The organism is Bacillus cereus, from assembly GCF_015071065.1.
Taxonomy (GTDB): domain Bacteria; phylum Bacillota; class Bacilli; order Bacillales; family Bacillaceae_G; genus Bacillus_A; species Bacillus_A cereus_BA.
In genome coordinates, this window is the sequence record NZ_VOVA01000002.1 from 795,156 (window position 1) to 813,816 (window position 18,661).

Genomic DNA, 18,661 nt, shown 5'->3' on the forward strand with positions numbered 1-18,661 from the left:
ATATATCATAATGGGACACTTTTTTAATTTGCTTATAAAAAATCTATAAAAAGGATTGACTTATTTTTTAGTTGTAACTATAATGATTACATCGGGTGGTGATTACGATGAAAATTAGTAGCCGCTTTTCTATAGCTGTTCATATTTTATCTATTTTAAAAAACAATCCATCTTCAGTTTGCACTTCGGACTATATGGCCGAAAGTGTAAATACAAATCCGGTAGTCATTCGTAAAATAATGTCTTACTTGAAACAATCTGGATTTGTTTACGTAAATCGCGGACCAGGTGGCGCGGGGTTATTAAAGGATTTACATGAAATCACATTGTTAGATGTGTACCATGCAGTGAATGTAGTAGAAGAAGACAAACTATTTCATTTTCACGAGCAACCGAATCCAGATTGCCCAATTGGAGCGAATATTCAAGCGGTGTTAGAAGTTATTTTAATTCAAGCACAATCCGCGATGGAAGAAGTTTTGAGAAATATTACGATGGGGCAGTTATTTGAATCTTTACAACAAAAAATGAATGCATAATATGATAATCGCAAGTCTCTAAAAGAGAATGCATATTTTTTTCTTAAAATTGTAACTGTTTTGGTTACATCAAAAAATAAAAAGAAGGTAAGGTGCAAATAATATGGCTGTGAAAATGAAAGTATACTCAGATTTTATATGTCCGTTTTGCTTTTTAGCAAAAGGTCCATTAGATGAAGTAGCGAAAGAGAAAGATGTGGAAATCGAATGGATGCCATTTGAATTGCGTCCAAGTCCATATTCTAAAATAGATCCTTGGAACGAGCCAGATAAGTTAGGTTCATGGGATTCTTTCATTCTTCCTACTGCAAAAAAATTAGGGGTTGAAATGCGTCTGCCACGTGTTTCTCCGCATCCATATACACATTTAGCTTTTGAAGGGTGCCAATTTGCGAAAGAGCGTGGACTTGGCAATGAGTATCATCACCGCGTATTTACTGCGTTTTTCCAAGAAGAGCAAAACATTGAAGATATTGATGTATTAACGAAATTAGCGGTAGAAGTAGGGCTTCCTGAAGCTGAATTTAAAGATGCTTTAGTAACTCGTAAATATAAAGAAAAACATCAAGAAGCAATTCAGCACGCATATGATGAAGCGAATATTATGGCTGTTCCAACTGTAATGATTGGTGATGAAGTCATTCAAGGGCTTGCTAGTAAAGAAACGCTACAAAGAGTAATTGATAAAGAAATCGAAAAGGATAAAACAAATTCATTTGAAGGCATGCAATGTAAGACGGATGGATATTGCTAATCCGTTTTGCATAAAAGAATCGAATCGAATTGATTTGTTTAAATAAAAAAACATATATTTGGAGGAATTAAAATGTCAGCAACTACAACAAATTTAAAAGAAGCAATCGTGAACCGCCGTTCAATTCGTAAAGTAACAAAAAACGCTACAATAACAAAAGAAAGAATTGAAGAAGTTTTAAAAACAGCTTTACATGCACCAACATCTTTCAATATGCAAAGTGGCCGTATGGTCGTATTAATGGATGGAGAGCATGAAAAGTTTTGGGATATCGTAAAAGAAACACTAAGAGCCCGCGTACCAGCAGAAAACTTTGAAGCGACTGTAGAAAGACTAAAAGGCTTCCATGCAGGTGTAGGAACGGTACTATTCTTTGAAGATCAAGCAACAGTAGAAAAAATGCAAGAAAATGCACCATTATATAAAGATCAGTTCCCATTCTGGTCTCATCAAGGAAATGCAATGTTACAACATACTGTATGGATGCTATTATCGGCTGAAGGAATCGGAGCGTCATTACAACATTACAATCCAATCGTAGATGCTGAAGTGAAAGAAACTTGGAACATTCCAGCAGAGTGGAGCTTAGTAGGACAAATGCCATTTGGCGAACCAAATGAACAACCAGGGGAAAGAACATTCTTACCTACTGAAGATGTAGTGAAATTTTATTAAGAAATACAATTCAAGATCAAAATTTAAAAAAGTTAGATAAATTAAAGGACAGTACATATTAGTCATATATAATATGTACTGTCCTTTCTTATTTAATATTCACGCCCGATTGTGGAAAATCTTATTGAAGATAAGCATCCTTTTAGCTTAATAATGAAAGGGTTACTGCGAGAATAATTTCTTTAATATTGATGGATGTCTTCTCCTGCAATTAAAAATCTATTATGTTTATTTTTTTGAAATGACAGTAAACATCCCCGTCATGTTTGGTGAGTAATCTTTAAAATCATATTTTTCATAGAACGATTCTTTACCTTGTGATGCAAACAAACCGACAAATGCCTTATCAGGGGCATTCCGATTTAAGTATTCAACCAAAATATTCATTATTTCTTTCCCAATACCATTTTTCTGATAATCTGGATGAACCACTATATCTTGAATATAGAAATAGATAGCCCCATCACCAACAATTCTCCCCATGCCCACAATTTGTTCATTATCAATGACTGTGATGCAGTGGATAGAATTCTTCAGTGATTTTTCCACCACTTCAAAATTCATATAATTAGTCCATCCAACAGATTCGCACAAATATTTGTACTCTTCCAATGTTGGAATGATATTTTTAAACTCATATTTCTTCAAAATGTATCCTCCAAGTCCTCAATTTCAACAAGTATATAAATTCGACATTTTTTTATCTATTCCTCTTATGCAACTAAACTCCCTTTAGCTATTGAACATAATATCCTCTGTTTAGTCTATTTAATTTAGTACAGTTTATTTGTGTTAATTTATAAGAGTTTAGGGAAGAAATATAAGAAATGATCTGGTGAAAAAGGAAGTGGAAATATGAGTGATGAGAAAAAATATACAGTGGTAGGTACTGAAGTCGAGGAAGTAAAACGTTTAAACAAAAATTCAGGGTTAACGTATAACCAAGTGAAGGAATTGTTAGCGAAGCAAATGCAAATGCAAATGCAAAAAAGAAATGATTAGATTGAAATCATTAAGCTTTTCATTTAGCATTTTTCTAGAGAGAGTTAAGTAATAGATAACTCTCTTTTTTCAATATGAAAAATAGTTTTTAGAAAAGTATTAGATGAAAAATCAGACATTAAAAAAGAAAAAAAGGATTCTTCCTAATTAGTAAGAAAGATTGTCTATAGAAGTTCATAAAATGTAATATATCCAATTTCCATCCATTGAAGGGGGAGGTTAATTTTTAATGAATGAAGTGAAAAATTTCTTTCGAAGTAGAGGGTTTCAACGGTTTCTCGTTTTAATAATATTAGTGCTTGTATTGTATGGATTAAAAAGTATGATTAATTTAATATTAATTACGTTTATTCTCACGTTTTTGATGGATCGATTTCAAAAGTTTATTTCAAAAAAATTGAAAGTAAATAGGAAAGCGGTTATTGCTGGTTTATATATTGTATTAGTGACGTTTATTGTAACTACACTATATAAATATTTGCCTGTACTAACGATACAAATTTCACAATTGATTTATCAATTTAAATTGTTTTTTCAAAACCCACCTGATAACGAGATAATTAAATATGCACTTTCGACAATTAATGGAATGGAAGTATCGAAATATATCGAACAAGGTGTAGATGTCATTTATCAATCGATAGCAAACATAGGAAAAGTCAGTTTACAAATACTACTTTCTCTTATTTTAAGCTTGTTTTTCTTATTAGAAAAAGAACGCATTATAGCATTTACTTCGAAATTTAGAGATAGTAAGCTGAAAATTTTTTATGAGGAGATTGCATATTTCGGTGAAAGGTTTGCAAGATCGTTCGGAAAAGTGATTGAAGCACAGTTTTTAATTGCGGTTGTAAATTGTGTGCTCACTGTAATTGCGCTTGTCATTTTAGGATTTCCACAGCTTCTTGTATTGGCTGTCATGGTCTTTCTACTCGGTTTGATTCCAGTTGCTGGTGTTATTATTTCCTTGTTTCCACTTTGTATAATTGCCTATAACGTCGGTGGGGTTATGTATGTTGTATACATACTAGTGTTCATTACAGTAATCCATGCTCTTGAAAGTTATTTATTAAATCCAAAATTTATGTCTGCAAAAACGAATTTGCCAGTTTTTTATACATTTATGATTCTTATCTTTTCAGAGCATTTCCTCGGAATATGGGGGCTTATTATCGGGATTCCAATCTTTATCTTTTTATTAGATGTACTTGACGTAAATAATGATGAACCGATTAAAGATAATAAATGATAGAAAATGACCGATGTTTTCTCTTGGTGAAAACATCGGTCATTTGTTATTTTTTCTTTGGAGGAGGAAGCTTTATAAATTTATTTGCAATTAAAGCTATAATAACAGCAAAAAACATGAAGATCGTAGTTATTCCTACTCTCATACCTGCCCATCCTCCTATAAGGAAGATGCTAATCGGTATTGCTAATAAACTTAAAATAATTAGAATCAACCCGAGATTCTTATCATATTTTTTAGTTGGAAATAGCGTTCTGATGATTAAAAAGAGGAAAAGTATTAAGGAGGCTACGGCTAGTAAGAGGATTACAATCGTCCAAGAATCATTCATGAAATCACTCCTTTCTATTATGGATAATATTACCGTTTAGATTAAGGGGGAACAATAAAAATATAAAAAAGCAATCCAATATAAATTGGATTGCTTTTTGTTTGAAATTTATAATTAAAGAACAGGAGCCATTGTTTCTTTCAACACTTGAACAGAGTGATCGAATTTTAATTCTTCTTCTTCACTTAATTCAACTTCTAAAATTTCACGAACACCGCCGCGGTTTAAGACAGCAGGTACGCCGATATAAACGTCTTGTTGGCCGTATTGACCTTCAAGGTATGCTGATACAGTTAATACGCTGTTTTCATTGCTTAAGATTGCTTTCGTAACACGCAGCAGTGACATACCAATGCCGTAGTATGTAGCACCTTTTCGTTCAATAATGTGGTAAGCTGCATCACGAACGTTTATGAAAATCTCATCTAAATCTTTTTGGTTGTATGTGTTGTCTTTTTCAAGAAGTGTTTCTAGCTTTTGAATACCAATTGATACGTGACTCCAAACAGGAAGTTCCGTATCACCGTGCTCTCCGATAATATAAGCGTGAATGTTATGAGGCCCAATATCGAAGTACTCACCTAACATATAGCGGAAACGAGCAGAATCAAGAGTTGTACCAGAACCAATTACGCGCTCTTTCGGTAATCCAGATTCTTTCCACGTTACGTAAGTTAAAATATCAACAGGGTTCGTTGCGATTAAGAAGATACCGTCAAATCCGCTATCCATAATGCTACGAACAATTTGTTTGAAAATTTTAGCGTTTTTCTCAACTAAATCTAAACGCGTTTCACCTGGTTTTTGTGGTAACCCAGCAGTAATTACAACAAGATCTGCGTCTTTACAATCTTCATAACTACCTTTCCAAACCTTTGTTGGAGCTGGTGCGAAAGGAACGGCATGGCTTAAGTCCATTGCTTCTCCTTCAGCTTTTGCTTCATTTACATCAACTAAAACAAATTCTTCAGCTACAGCTTGGTTAATCATACAGTAAGCATAACTACATCCAACTGCTCCTGTTCCTACTAATACAACACGGTTAATACCCTTTTTCATTTCAAAATCCCTCGCTATTTCATTAATTTTATTATGTAAGATAATACGTCTTACTTCTATAGTTTCATATCTATTTTATTACATTTTATAAAAGATATTCAAGGAATTGAAAATGTATCCGCTCAATTCCTTGAATGAAACATAGGAATTCTGTTAAACGAATATAATTCAGTAAAATCCTTCGTAAAAGGGGAATTGGCATGGGGAATCCATTATCGATGGAAAAAATGCTTCAAATTATTCATGAAGGGCTTGCCAAAACGAATAACCCCAAACGAATTACAGTTGCCGGTGCAGGGATATCTGGATTAGTTGCAGCATCTTTATTAAAAGAGGCTGGGCACGAGGTAACGATTATAGAAGCAAATAACAGAATAGGTGGCAGGGTGTATACGATTCGTGAACCATTTAGCGCAGGATTATATTTTAACGCAGGTCCTATGCGTATTCCGGATACTCATGATTTAACTTTAGCCTACATTCGTAAATTAAAACTACCGTTAACCCTTTTTATTAATAAAACTTCTGCAGATATAATTTATACGAATAACAAAAGAACGAGATTGGATGTGTTTGAAAAGGATCCAAGTGTACTTGGATATCCAGTTTTAGATAAAGAAAGAGGGAAAACGGCAGAAGAATTAATGTTAGAGGTATTAGAACCAATACTTAATTATATTAAGAAAGATCCTAATAAAAACTGGATTATTGTTGAAAAAAAGTATAAAACATATTCGCTCGGTTCATTTTTAACCGAGTACTATTCAGATGGAGCAATAGATATGATCGGAGTACTTCTTGATATGGAAGCATATATGGGAATGTCCTTAATTGAAGTATTACGAGAAAGGATCTTTTTCACTTCAACGACGAAATATTATGAGATAACAGGCGGGATGGACGCATTACCAAATTCATTTTTACCACAGCTAAAGGATAATATTTTCATGTCATATAAAGTAGAGAAAATAACTCAAGAAGATAACCAGGTAATGATGCAAGTGAATCATGAAAAAACGTTAGAGCAATTTATAGTAACGGGTGATATTGCTATTATCACAATTCCATTTTCAGCTTTGCGATTTGTAGAAGTCCAGCCGTATCATTTATTCTCTTATTATAAAAGACGGGCAATTCGTGAATTAAATTATATTGCATCGACTAAAATTGCGATAGAGTTCAAAAGTAGATTTTGGGAAAGAGCGGGGCAGTGTGGTGGTAAATCTATTACAGATTTACCGATACGTTTTACATATTATCCGAGCTATGGCATTCAGTCACCAGGGGCAGCTATCGTTATAGCAAGTTATACGTGGGCAGATGAAGCGTTAACATGGGATAGTCTCTCGCATAGAGATCGTATTCGTTACGCATTAAAAAATTTAGCGCAAATATATGGTAACGTGGTTTATAGTGAGTTTGTTACAGGCGCTTCTTTTAGTTGGAGTCAGAATCCGTATTCTTGCGGAGCATTTACAGCTTTTGAACCAGGGCAAGAGCTTGAATTGTTTCCATATATTACGCCGCCAGCGGGCAGAGTGCACTTTGCAGGAGAACATACGACATTAACACATGGATGGATGCAGGGAGCAATCGAGTCTGGAATTAGAGTTGCTCATGAAGTGAATGAAAATGAAACGATAATCTAGCAATTTTGTTTACAAATAGGTGCTCTTTTAATAAAATGATAAATATAAATCGTAATAATTACGCTTTGATGAAATTTGAAGTAGAGAAATGGGTGGTCGGTCGAATGAGCAAAGTAGAAATTCATATATTAGGTGGTTTTTTAGGTAGCGGAAAATCAACATTGCTGCAAAATTTATTATTAGCAGAAAAGAAGAAAAATCGAAAAGTTGCTGTTTTAATGAATGAAATAGGTGAATACTCGGTAGATACAGATATTATTGGGAAAGAGAACGTGTTAAGAGAACTTCTAAAAGGATGTATTTGTTGTACGTTAAAGGAAGAACTTGAAATACAATTACATTCTTTATATCAACAAGAAAGACCAGATGTAATTTATATAGAAACAACAGGCGTCGCACATCCAATTGAAGTGTTAGATGCATGTGTATCACCAATTTTAGCTCCTTTCCTTGAAGTGAAATCCATAGTAGTCGTATTAGATGCAGTAAGATGGTTAAACCGAAGTATATTAAGTGCGAATGTACAACAGCTATTACATGAGCAAATGAAATATGGAAGTCATATTCTTATTAATAAATCAGATTTATTAACAGATGAAGATAAAAATAAAGTATTTGAAGATGTAAAAGCAATAAATAATCATGCGAAATTGTTTGAAACAAAATATTGTAATATATCTTTAAATGATATAGAAGAAGCTGAATTTGCGAGTGGTGGAGAACACGAGACACTTCATGTTAAACAGCATTTACATATACAAACAATGACGTATCAATTTACGAAATCGATTGATCAAGACAAATTATATGAATGGCTTTCGAATTTACCAGATAGTATTTATCGTGTGAAAGGTTTTGTGAAATTCCATGGAGATAAATACCCTCACCTATTCCAATATTCGTTTGGGGTACCGACTTTATTGGAACAAGACTTCGGTTTCCCGACAAACTTGGTGATTATAGGGGAAGGATTAGATAAGAAACTATTGGTTGAAGGATTAGAGAAAGTCGAAAATAATTAATCAGTTTTTCTATTCATGTTTTTTATGTAAGCTGCAAATAATTGACTTAATGAATTAAGTTAATTATTTGCAGCTTTTTGCGTGATGATTACTGTAATGAAACAGTAATTTCATTTGAACAACGGAATATATATTGATTGTATGTCCGTTTCCATTTAATAGGAAGGTGATTATAGATTTGTGCCGAATGTAGAGGTTACTACAAGAGTTTTCCATTACCAATTTTAAAGACATGATTACGGACAGGGGAATTTGGCGTATTTGATTCTATCAGAAAGAAAAGTATGGGGAGGATCACAATGTCGATGAAAAAACGTAAATGGCTAAAAACGGTGGTTACTGGTTGTGTTTTAGGATCGTTATTAGTAACGGCGGCTTGTTCGGGAAAGAAGACAAGTACAGAGGATGAAAAAACAATTAAGGTAGGGGTTCTTGCTTCACTAACAGGTCCACTAGAATCGTATGGAAAACAAACGGTAAATGGATTTGAATTAGGGTTAGACTATGCAACTGGTGGAACAGGGAAAGTAGAAGGAAAGAAGATTAAGTTTGTTGTAGAAGATACGGAAACGAAAGCAGATGTAGCGGTTAAAAAGGCTACGAAATTATTAGAGGAAGAGAAAGTTGATTTTTTAGTCGGATCATCTAGTTCAAGTGATACATTAGCAGTTTTACCACTAGCTGAAGAGTATAAAAAGATTATGGTTGTAGAACCGGCAGTTGCTGATAGTATTACCGGGAAGAACTGGAATAAATATATATTTAGAACAGGAAGAAACTCATCACAAGATGCGATTGCAGGAGCTGCTTCAATTGCTAAAAAAGATGTAAAGATTGCGACGTTTGCTCCAGATAATGCTTTCGGTCGTGAAGGAATTGCAGCATTTAAAGCGGGAGCGAAGAAATTAGGTGCGAATATTGTAAACGAGCAATACGCTGATACGAATTCAACTGATTTCACTGCAAATATTCAAAATATTATTAGCTCAAAACCAGATTATTTATTTATCGTTTGGGCAGGTGCGAATTCACCATGGAAACAGTTGAAAGATATGAATGTGGAAGCGCAAGGCATTAAAATTTCTACTGGTGCACCTGATATACCAGCATTAAAAACGATGGATGCGCTAATAGGGATGCAAGGGTTTTCCGTTTATTATCACTCACTTCCAAAGAATAAGGTGAACGATTGGCTAGTAGAAGAACATAAAAAACGTTTTAATGGTGATGTTCCAGATCTGTTTACAGCAGGAGGAATGTCAGCAGCAATTTCTATCGTCGAAGCTTTAAAGAAAACGAAGGGCGATATAGATGTAGATACACTTATTAAGAAAATGGAAGGGATGGAATTTGAGACACCGAAAGGGAAGATGAAATTTAGAGAGAAGGATCATCAAGCATTACAAACACTTTATTCTATAACGCTGAAAAAGCAAGAGGGTGTTGATTATCCAGTACCAGTGTTAGAACGAGAATTAACAATGAAAGAAACAGAACCGTCTGTTCAAAATAAATAGACTGAATTTTCTGTTGTTTTTTTGTATAAAGAGGGGATCTCCTCTTTATACTTATTTCTTTCATAAACATGGCTTTTAGTGGGAGGGATTTCATGACACATTTGTTAGAGACGAAAAATCTTTGTGTATCTTTTGGGGATCATCATGTTATTAAGGATGTTAATTTAACGGTACAAAAAGGAAAGCTCATTTCAATTATTGGACCGAATGGTGCTGGAAAGACAACACTATTCAATTTACTAAGTGGGCAAATTTCTCCGACGAAAGGTGAAGTTTATTTTAAAGGGCAGGATATTACAAAATTATCAATTTCAGATCGAACGCGCTTGGGGATTGGTCGTTCTTTTCAGTTGACAAATATTTTTCCAGAGCTAACAGTACTTGAAAATGTGCGTCTAAGTGTTCAATCGTTTGTTCAGGATTATTACAGTTTCTTTCCGAATGCAGCCAAGTTAAAGCAGCAAACTGGAGAAGCGAGACGTCTTTTGAAAACAGTACTCCTTCACGAGAAAGGGGACGTATTAGCTAAAGACTTAGCTCACGGGGAAAAAAGAAAGTTAGAGCTTGCTATGTTGTTAGCATTAAAGACAGATGTATTACTACTAGATGAGCCGACAGCAGGTATTTCAGTTGAGGAAGTTCCGGCTATATTACAAGTAATCGAAAATATTAAAAAGAATCCAGAGAGCACAATCGTACTTATCGAACACAAAATGGATATGGTGCTAGATTTATCAGATCATCTTATCGTTTTATTTCATGGTGAGTTATTGGCTGAAGGATTGCCGGAAGAAATGATGAAAGACGAGCGTGTACAAAGTGCTTATTTAGGGGGATTATATAGTGGCACTACTACAAGTGAATAATATAGAGACGTATTTAGATAAGTTTCATATTTTACAAGGAGTGTCCCTTTCGGTTGAGAAGGGAACGATTACAGTATTGTTTGGAAGAAATGGGGCTGGAAAAACAACAACATTGCGGTCGGTTATGGGGTTTCACCGGATAGCAAATGGAGAAGTTTATTATGATAACACAAAAGTAAATGGATTATCTACACATTTAATTTCAAGAAAAGGTATAGGTTATGTACCAGAAAATCAAGGTATTTTTCATGATTTAACAGTAGAAGAGACATTCGCACTTGCTAGGGGGAAAAATGGGAAAGAAGCTGAAGAGAAGATAGAATGGATGCTCGAACTATTTCCAGATTTAAAGCAATTTTGGTATAAAAAAAGTGGACTATTAAGTGGGGGACAAAAACAAATGCTGGCAATTTCAAGAGCATTTATTAATAGTGAGGGACTGTTGCTTATTGATGAGCCGAGTAAAGGGTTGTCTCCAATTATGATAGAAAAATTAATGATAGCAATTTTGAAAATGAAGGAAAAAACGACTGTTTTACTTGTTGAACAAAATTTTATGATGGCTAGTCAAATCGGTGATTATTTTTACATTATGGATAATGGGCGCATTGTGCATAACGGTTTCATGGAGGAACTGAGAGAGGATAAGGAAACATGTCATAAATATTTAGGTATTTCTTAACGTTGATACGGGGGGGGATAGAACGTGGATGTGCTAATTAACTTATTTGTAAACGGCGTTTCGACAGGGATGCTTATTTTTTTATTAGCGTCTGGTCTATCACTTATTTTCGGTTTAATGAGCGTACTAAATTTTGCGCATGGCGGTTTATTTGCATGGGGAGCATTTACAGGAGTTTGGTTATTTAATACGACAGGTAGTTATTTATTAGCGCTAATTGGCGCAGTCGCTATGGGTATGTTTCTTGGTTTCATTTTAGAAAGATTCCTTATCAGGCCAGTGTATGGAAACCATGTTCGGCAGCTTCTCGTTACGCTCGGAGGAATGCTCGTCCTTAGCGAGTGCATCAAAATATTTTGGGGACCTAATCCAATTGCTGCAAAATTACCGTTATGGTTACAAGGAAGTTTTACATTTGGAGGGGTTATATTAATAAAATATCGCCTATTCGTCATTTTAGTTGGGATACTAATTTACATCGCTTTACTATTACTGCTGAAGAAAACAAAGTTAGGACTTATGATTCGCGCTGGTGTAATGGATAAAGAGATGGTTCAAGCTCTCGGAATTAACGTAAAAGCGATATTCTCGTTTGTTTTTTTATTAGGAGCAGGGATGGCGGCGTTAGGTGGTTTTCTACTAGCACCATATTCAGGGGTTATTTTCGCTGAGATGGGCATGCAGTATGCAATTTTAGCCTTTATAGTAGTTATCATTGGGGGATTAGGTAGTGTACAAGGTTCAGCGATAGCTTCTTTAATCGTTGGATTAGCCGGTGCTTTTACAGCGTATTATGTGCCAGATTTATCTCTTGCAATCAATATGTTAATGTTACTATTTTTCTTAATAGTGAAGCCAACGGGACTCGTTGGTGAAAAGGGGTGACACGGTGAACAGCATATCGGACCGAATTAAAGTATACTTCGGAGTTTTTATGCTCATTTGTTTAAGTGTATTTCCATTCGTAAATGATTCACGGAGCTTGTTAATTTTGTTCACTCAAATCTTCATCTTTGCTATTTTCGCTATGAGTTTTGATGTTCTCCTTGGATATACGGGTATTGTTTCATTCGGTCATTGTATGTTCTTTGGAATAGGGGCGTATGGGGTGGCACTCTTATTTGATCGGCAAGGGGTGTCTATAACGAACTTTTTTATAGGAATAGCAGTCGCTGTTATTATATCAGCTATCGTTAGTTATATAATCGGTATGCTTTCATTACGCTTGAAAAGTCATTTTTATGCAATGTTAACGCTCGCTATTTCTCAGCTGTTTTTTGTACTTGCTGAAAAATGGCGTTCGCTGACTCACGGAGGAGATGGATTTACATTTCGTGTACCAGATATATTCCGTGATCGTTTTACGTATTATTACGTAACACTTATATGTTTAATCAGCATCTTCATTTTGTTACGCCTTTTCACAAAGTCTTCTATTGGAAAAGTATTAAAGGCAATTTCCCAAAATGAACAACGTGTTGAAGCGCTTGGATATAAAGTTCTCCATTATAAAATTATCGCAAGTGTAGTGGCAGGAGTAGTAGCGGCAATTAGCGGTGGTTTATTCGTTATCACATTGCGTTTTGTAAATACGACGGTATTTTCAATCGAAATGACACTAAACGCATTATTGATGACAATGATTGGAGGAGTTGGAACGTTAATCGGAGCAATCGCTGGAGCTGGGATTATTGAATCACTGAAATACTATTTATCAGAACTAGCATCGGAGTATCCGATTTTTGAAAGATGGACGATTATTCTTGGTTTATTATACATTATCGTGCTACTAGTTTTTCCGAAAGGATTAGTTGGAACGATTAGGAAGTTGAAGAATTTTAAAAGAGGTAAGAAGGAGAAGAGTACAGGGGTGGAGCAGAACGTGTAAGGTCTAATGAAACGTATTGGAATGACAAAATTATCTAAGATGAAAAGATTTAGCAAAAAGAGATGTTCCCAAGTTTAACTTTTTAACTTGGGAACATCCCTTTTTATTTTTGAGAGCCGTACGATAGTAAACGAAATTATATCAGCGATTCGACAAGGGATATCGATTTACCGACAAAAGATGACAAGTGTATCTCTTTATTAGTTAAATAGTTCACCTGGAATCTTTTTTTCTAAGTTTCGAGTTGTAAAGAAGTTAATAGATAATTTTTCAATCGTCACACCCTCAATTGGTACTAATTTATCATTATTAATCGGTAAAAAAGCTATTCCATTTCCATCATTAATAAACTCTTCAATAAGCGAATAAGAATCCAGCTGTTGAAGTTGACGTTGTGATAGGTTGTTTTCTTTTAGAAATTGTATTGTACGATTTCTAAAAGGGCACTTCTTGTCGTTACTAACGAAAAAAAGTTCCTTTGAATAGTCAATGGTACACTTTTCTTTTGCTTTTAATAAGCCTACAGAAATTGAAGTAGTAAACACTTTTTTAAACGCTGCGTCGGGATAATCCTCATAAGTTATGACCATATCAACTTTTTGTTGCTGTAATAGTTTTTGTAAGTGGCTACTACTTTCAATGTATAGTTGATAACTTCTAAAATTTTCTTTAATACGTATACTTAAATAATTTGTCAAAATAGATTGTGACGTCGCTATTACATAAGAAGAAGCACTTGTTTTAATTTCATCTTTCGCTTCTTCTAATAGAGCTAATATTTTATTTGTGTAGTCTAATAAAATGTCGCCAGAAGGTAACAGAGAGACACCTTTGTTATCTCTATGTAGTAAAGGTGTTTCTAATTCTTGTTCTAATTTTTTGATTCGCTCAGTTACATTTGGTTGTACATAACCTAGCTCTTTAGCAGCTTTACTAATAGATCCTTCGTTAGCTACAGTTTTAAATATGATAAGATCATTTATTTCCATTCATTTCAGCCCCTTATACGGTATCATTATAAATGATGCCAAACATAAATTATACCTATTTTACGTCAGCCGGTCATCGGGTTATCATTATGTATATAAGATCGAAAGTGAGTGATAAACATGATTGGGATGCAATATAAGGTCATTTTGCCAAAAGATTATGATATGGGGACTATTAGAGAAAGGGTAAAAAAGAATGGTTATAAAACAGATGGTTTTCAAGGGTTGAATTTTAAGGCCTATTTAATTGCTGAGGCAGGTAAGGATGGGGGTTTCCATAATTGTTATGCACCTTTATATATTTGGAATGGTCATGAAGGGATGAATGAATTTATCTTTGAAGGATATTACGATAATATTTTACAATCATTTGGATGGCAACAAATAAATATAGGTGTTACTTTAGTTGTTAATCTAAATGATGATTTTAAGAAAAGTAGATATGTTGTTGAATATGAAGGAAGTATTTCTCAAAGTAAATCATTGATTGGTACTCAATTAAATACAATGAACGAAAATGTACAAAATACAGAAAAGTGTTTAGGCAATGTAATAGTTTATAATCCAGATAAATGGGGTTATAGTCAATTCAATTTTTATATTGACAAGCCTGAAATAGATGTAATGGACAATGTTACAATATATGAGATTTTACACATTTCACAATGAAATCTTGTTGAATGTTAAAATAACAAAAAGGAATGAGAATATATGCCTTTTGTGAACATTTATTATCCTGAAAGTATATTAAATAAAGAAGAGTTGAAAAAGATAAGTGAATGTATCCATCTTTCATTAATTGAACATTTTAACATCCCTGAAAATGATTATTTTCAAATGTTTTTACCTTATCGACTAAACGAATTTTTTAATAATCCATATTATTTGTTAGAACAAGAAGAAAAGAGAACAGAGAACATAATCCATGTTTCTATTACATGTGGATTAGGAAGAACGATAAAGCAGAAAAGGAAGTTGTATCAATCGATATCCTTTAAAATCACTGAATATTCGAACGTTAAGAGTGCTGATATTTTTATTAAGCTACATGAGACAGCTGCTGAAAACTGGTCATTCGGTCAAGGGATAGCACAACTGGTGAAAATGAAGGGGGAGCAAAATGATGAATGAACCAATTGAATTTTATATTCAAAAGAAAATGAGAGAAATGGCACCTGCATTTGCTCATTATAGTGAAGAGATATTGTTTGAAGAAGTGTGGCGGGATGCGACTTTAACATTAAGAGAAAGAAGTTTATGTACAGTGTCGGCACTAATCAGTCTTGGTAATACAGAACAATTACCATTTCATTTGCGGCTAGCTAAACAACATGGGATTACGGAAAATGAAATGATTGCATTAATAACACATATGGCTTTTTATGTTGGTTGGCCAAAAGCTGTGGCAGCTTTAAATATAGCAATGAATGAAATTAAAAGTTAAGAATAATCATAAGAAAGGATTCATTTTCAGATGAATTCTTTCTTATGATTATTTTAAATATATACTGTTGTGATATTTAAATCTTTATACTTGCTTTTTTATCACTTGAGTGGTAAAGTGATAGTAAGATTCACGATAGGAAGTGACAATACATGCGTGAAAATACGATAGGATCGTTAATCTGGTTACGTTTAATACGATTTACGAACCAAAGTAATCAGATGTCAAATGAGTTTTTGAAACGTTTTGATTTGACGACAGCTCAATTTGATGTACTTATGCAAATACGGATTTATCAGCCCCTTACACAAATGGAGTTAGCAGAAAAAGTTACTGTGACGCAAGGTGGTATTTCTAGAATGTTAACACGCCTTGAAAAAGAAGAATATATAGTACGTAAACAAGATTGGAAAACGAAAATGATTAGCCTTACTGAGAAGGGTGAAGCAGTCTTAGAAAGAGCATTGCCAGAGCAACTTGCATTTCAATCATCTTTTTTTGATGATGTATTAGATGAGGAAGAACAGAAAATACTATACGCGTTAATGACAAAAGTTCATAAGCAGAGTGAAAAAAAAGAATTACCAGCTGAGTAATTTTTTTTACACCATCAATTGACTAATCAAGTGATACTTAGAGGAGGAAATATTATGTATACAATTCCAGGGCATCACCACATTTCTATGGTGACAAAAAATGCGAAAACAAATAATGATTTTTATCAAAAAGTATTAGGATTACGCCGAGTGAAAAAGACAGTCAATCAAGATAATCCATTTATGTATCATTTGTTTTATGGCGATTTAACAGGGAGTGCTGGAACTGAATTATCATTTTTTGAAATGCCGAATGTAGGAAGAACAATCCGTGGTACAAATGCAATAACACAAATAGGCTTGCTCGTACCTTCAATAGAAAGTCTTACATTTTGGAAGAGGCGTTTCGAGTCGCTCCAGGTGGCACATGGGGAAATTACAACTTACGCCGGCCGAGACGCACTGCACTTTGAAGATCCAGATGGCCTACGGTTAGTGCTACTAAATAATAACGGTGAAGAGGTGCCTGAATATTGGGCTGCATGGGATGAATCTTCTGTAGAGCAGAATCATCGTATTTTAGGTATGGGAACAGTTGAAATGACAGTGCGCAGTTTAAATAAATTATCAAAAACATTAACAGGTTTGTTTAGTTATAAAGAAGTATCTCGTTCAGACGATGAGGGGATTTATCAATCTATTGCTGGTCAATCATTTGGCGAAATTTTGGTGAAACAGCAAGAGGGGGAGAGTGAAAGACCTGGAAAAGGAAGTATTCATCATTTAGCTATTCGTGTAAAAAATGATGAAGAACTGAGTTATTGGAATGAAGCGGTGAAAGATAAAGGGTTCCAATCAACAGGGATTATCGATCGTTTTTATTTTAAAAGTTTATATTTCCGTGAGTCAAATGGCATTTTATTTGAGATTGCGACGGATGGACCAGGATTTACAGTAGATTCAGCAGTTGAAAAATTAGGAAAAGGGCTGGATTTACCACCATTTTTAGAAGAGAGAAGAAAAGAGATTGAAGAGAAATTAATACCACTTGATTAAAAGGGAGAGAGCAACTATGGAAAAATACCGTATTGATACAAGTAAAGGAATTGAATTTGGATTATATTCAATTGGAGATCATATTTTAAATCCACATAATGGTTCGAAAATAAGTGCAGAAAAAAGAATTCATGAACTAATTGAAACAGCCAAGTTAGCAGATGAAGCTGGAATTGATGTGTTTGCTGTCGGGGAAAGTCATCAAGCGCATTTTACAACGCAAGCTCATACAGTTATTTTAGGAGCTATTGCACAAGCTACGAAAAATATTAAAATCGCGAGTTCTGCAACAGTATTAAGCACGTCAGATCCGGTTCGTGTATATGAGGATTTTGCCACAATTGATTTAATTTCTAATGGTCGTGCTGAAATCGTTGCTGGTCGTGGATCTCGTATTGGAGGATATAGTTTACTTGGTTACGATGTGAATTATTATGAAGAACTATTTGAAGAGAAGATGGATCTTTTATTAAAAATAAATAAAGAAGAAAGTGTAACATGGAAAGGGCAGTTTAGAACGCCACTTGAACATGCGGCAATTATACCGAGAGCTAAAAATAACAATATGCCAATTTGGCGTGCTGTTGGAGGGCCACCTGCTAGTGCGATTAAGGCAGGACACGCAGGTGTACCAATGATGCTTACGACACTTGGTGGCCCAGCTATTAATTTTAAAGTTTCGGTTGATGCATATCGTGAAGCTGCTGAGCAAAGTGGTTTTGATCCAGCAACATTACCAATTGCGACAACAAGTTTATTTTATACAGCAGAAAATTCACAAGATGCACTTAGTGAATATTATCCGCATATTAATGCTGGTATGCTTGCACTACGCGGTGGTGGGTATCCAAAACAACAATTTACTAATGCAGTAGATCACCGTGATGCGTTAATGATTGGTAGCCCGCAACAAATCATTGAAAAAATGCTTTACCAATATGAATTATTTGGACAGCAACGTTTTATGGCGCAAATTGATTTTGGCGGTGTACCATTTGATAAGATTGAGAAAAATATTGAATTAATTGCTACTGAAATTATGCCAGCTGTTAGAAAATATACAGCGAAATAATGAAAAAAGTACCGGGAATATAATCTATTCTCGGTACTTTTTTATATTTAGCTCGCTATTTGCGAGCCGCCCGATTGGCGTGGGCTAATATTCAGTTTGAAAAAATGACAAAAAAACGAATTTTATGTCTAGAAAAAGGGAAGTTTTTTTCTATTTGTGAATAACAATATTATTGATTTGAATTTTGGGAATACATTTTTCTCTTGACAAAAATATAGCGTATTTCCGGATTTGATTCGAGGACATTTTTCAAGAGGAAAGTCAAGCGTATGAACAGAGAAATGGCTTTTTTATTGATATAAAAGTAAGTTCTACGTTTGAAAAACACGTT

Annotated in this window: 22 protein-coding genes; 18 read left to right on the top strand and 4 right to left on the bottom strand. The window is 34.3% G+C overall.

All coding sequences use genetic code 11. The features are described from left to right. Nucleotides 1–107 precede the first annotated feature (107 nt). The 3 genes from FT637_RS10135 to FT637_RS10145 all read left to right on the top strand — a co-directional run bounded on the left by FT637_RS10135 (nucleotide 108) and on the right by FT637_RS10145 (nucleotide 1,968). Entirely contained in the window at nucleotides 108–539 is a 432-nt protein-coding gene (locus FT637_RS10135; protein WP_002148752.1) for an Rrf2 family transcriptional regulator, read from the top strand. Between the two features lie 103 nt (nucleotides 540–642). Continuing rightward, a complete protein-coding gene (locus tag FT637_RS10140; protein WP_193646146.1) occupies nucleotides 643–1,293 on the top strand; it encodes a DsbA family oxidoreductase in 651 nt (216 codons plus the stop codon). A gap of 72 nt (nucleotides 1,294–1,365) precedes the next feature. Beyond that, entirely contained in the window at nucleotides 1,366–1,968 is a 603-nt protein-coding gene (locus FT637_RS10145; protein WP_193646147.1) for a nitroreductase family protein, read from the top strand. A 228-nt stretch (nucleotides 1,969–2,196) separates the two neighbouring features. Here the strand turns inward: FT637_RS10145 and FT637_RS10150 are convergent, their stop codons facing one another. Further along, entirely contained in the window at nucleotides 2,197–2,616 is a 420-nt protein-coding gene (locus FT637_RS10150; RefSeq protein WP_193646148.1) for a GNAT family N-acetyltransferase, read from the bottom strand. A 207-nt stretch (nucleotides 2,617–2,823) separates the two neighbouring features. On the opposite strand from FT637_RS10150, the gene FT637_RS10155 reads away from it, so the two are divergent. Together FT637_RS10155 and FT637_RS10160 are read left to right on the top strand one after the other, a co-directional pair. Beyond that, nucleotides 2,824–2,970 (top strand): hypothetical protein, encoded by a 147-nt coding sequence (locus tag FT637_RS10155; RefSeq protein ID WP_193646149.1) that lies wholly within the window; start codon nucleotides 2,824–2,826, stop codon nucleotides 2,968–2,970. Nucleotides 2,971–3,199: 229 nt separating this feature from the next. Next, entirely contained in the window at nucleotides 3,200–4,219 is a 1,020-nt protein-coding gene (locus FT637_RS10160; protein WP_193646150.1) for an AI-2E family transporter, read from the top strand. 46 nt (nucleotides 4,220–4,265) lie between these two features. Here FT637_RS10160 and FT637_RS10165 read toward each other — a convergent pair whose 3' ends face one another. After that, a complete protein-coding gene (locus FT637_RS10165; protein ID WP_193646151.1) occupies nucleotides 4,266–4,550 on the bottom strand; it encodes a YesK family protein in 285 nt (94 codons plus the stop codon). 114 nt (nucleotides 4,551–4,664) lie between these two features. Beyond that, nucleotides 4,665–5,609: an L-lactate dehydrogenase gene (locus FT637_RS10170; RefSeq protein WP_193646152.1), complete on the bottom strand. Its 945-nt coding sequence runs from the start codon at nucleotides 5,607–5,609 to the stop codon at nucleotides 4,665–4,667. 200 nt (nucleotides 5,610–5,809) lie between these two features. On the opposite strand from FT637_RS10170, the gene FT637_RS10175 reads away from it, so the two are divergent. From FT637_RS10175 to FT637_RS10205, 7 genes are all read left to right on the top strand, one after another. Further along, nucleotides 5,810–7,258, top strand: a complete 1,449-nt coding sequence (locus FT637_RS10175) for a flavin monoamine oxidase family protein (RefSeq protein ID WP_193646153.1) — start codon at nucleotides 5,810–5,812, stop codon at nucleotides 7,256–7,258. A gap of 104 nt (nucleotides 7,259–7,362) precedes the next feature. Continuing rightward, nucleotides 7,363–8,280 carry a CobW family GTP-binding protein gene (locus tag FT637_RS10180; RefSeq protein ID WP_193646154.1) on the top strand — a complete coding sequence of 306 codons (918 nt, stop codon included), beginning with the start codon at nucleotides 7,363–7,365 and terminating at the stop codon, nucleotides 8,278–8,280. Nucleotides 8,281–8,579: 299 nt separating this feature from the next. Further along, nucleotides 8,580–9,797, top strand: a complete 1,218-nt coding sequence (locus FT637_RS10185; RefSeq protein ID WP_193646155.1) for a substrate-binding domain-containing protein — start codon at nucleotides 8,580–8,582, stop codon at nucleotides 9,795–9,797. A gap of 92 nt (nucleotides 9,798–9,889) precedes the next feature. Next, entirely contained in the window at nucleotides 9,890–10,663 is a 774-nt protein-coding gene (locus tag FT637_RS10190) for an ABC transporter ATP-binding protein (protein WP_002135736.1), read from the top strand. Further along, on the top strand, nucleotides 10,641–11,345 hold the full coding sequence (locus FT637_RS10195) for an ABC transporter ATP-binding protein (RefSeq protein WP_193646156.1): 705 nt from the start codon (nucleotides 10,641–10,643) through the stop codon (nucleotides 11,343–11,345). The genes FT637_RS10190 and FT637_RS10195 overlap by 23 nt, the downstream gene beginning before the upstream one ends. A gap of 24 nt (nucleotides 11,346–11,369) precedes the next feature. Next, a complete protein-coding gene (locus FT637_RS10200) occupies nucleotides 11,370–12,230 on the top strand; it encodes a branched-chain amino acid ABC transporter permease (RefSeq protein WP_193646157.1) in 861 nt (286 codons plus the stop codon). Between the two features lie 49 nt (nucleotides 12,231–12,279). After that, complete coding sequence (locus FT637_RS10205; protein WP_193646254.1) at nucleotides 12,280–13,233, top strand: branched-chain amino acid ABC transporter permease; 954 nt, start codon at nucleotides 12,280–12,282, stop codon at nucleotides 13,231–13,233. A gap of 200 nt (nucleotides 13,234–13,433) precedes the next feature. Here FT637_RS10205 and FT637_RS10210 read toward each other — a convergent pair whose 3' ends face one another. Next, nucleotides 13,434–14,222, bottom strand: a complete 789-nt coding sequence (locus FT637_RS10210; RefSeq protein WP_193646158.1) for a LysR family transcriptional regulator — start codon at nucleotides 14,220–14,222, stop codon at nucleotides 13,434–13,436. Nucleotides 14,223–14,342: 120 nt separating this feature from the next. On the opposite strand from FT637_RS10210, the gene FT637_RS10215 reads away from it, so the two are divergent. The 6 genes from FT637_RS10215 (at nucleotide 14,343) to FT637_RS10240 (ending at nucleotide 18,330) form a co-directional block, all read left to right on the top strand. Continuing rightward, nucleotides 14,343–14,891, top strand: coding sequence for a DUF4865 family protein (locus tag FT637_RS10215; RefSeq protein WP_193646159.1), 549 nt, complete (start codon nucleotides 14,343–14,345; stop codon nucleotides 14,889–14,891). Between the two features lie 42 nt (nucleotides 14,892–14,933). Beyond that, complete coding sequence (locus FT637_RS10220) at nucleotides 14,934–15,353, top strand: tautomerase family protein (protein WP_193646160.1); 420 nt, start codon at nucleotides 14,934–14,936, stop codon at nucleotides 15,351–15,353. Further along, nucleotides 15,343–15,666 carry a carboxymuconolactone decarboxylase family protein gene (locus FT637_RS10225; protein WP_193646161.1) on the top strand — a complete coding sequence of 108 codons (324 nt, stop codon included), beginning with the start codon at nucleotides 15,343–15,345 and terminating at the stop codon, nucleotides 15,664–15,666. The genes FT637_RS10220 and FT637_RS10225 overlap by 11 nt, the downstream gene beginning before the upstream one ends. Before the next feature lie 152 nt (nucleotides 15,667–15,818). Further along, entirely contained in the window at nucleotides 15,819–16,262 is a 444-nt protein-coding gene (locus FT637_RS10230; protein WP_193646162.1) for a MarR family winged helix-turn-helix transcriptional regulator, read from the top strand. A gap of 54 nt (nucleotides 16,263–16,316) precedes the next feature. Further along, complete coding sequence (locus FT637_RS10235; RefSeq protein WP_193646163.1) at nucleotides 16,317–17,258, top strand: ring-cleaving dioxygenase; 942 nt, start codon at nucleotides 16,317–16,319, stop codon at nucleotides 17,256–17,258. Between the two features lie 16 nt (nucleotides 17,259–17,274). Further along, nucleotides 17,275–18,330, top strand: coding sequence for an LLM class flavin-dependent oxidoreductase (locus tag FT637_RS10240; RefSeq protein ID WP_193646164.1), 1,056 nt, complete (start codon nucleotides 17,275–17,277; stop codon nucleotides 18,328–18,330). The last annotated feature ends 331 nt before the right edge of the window (nucleotides 18,331–18,661 follow it).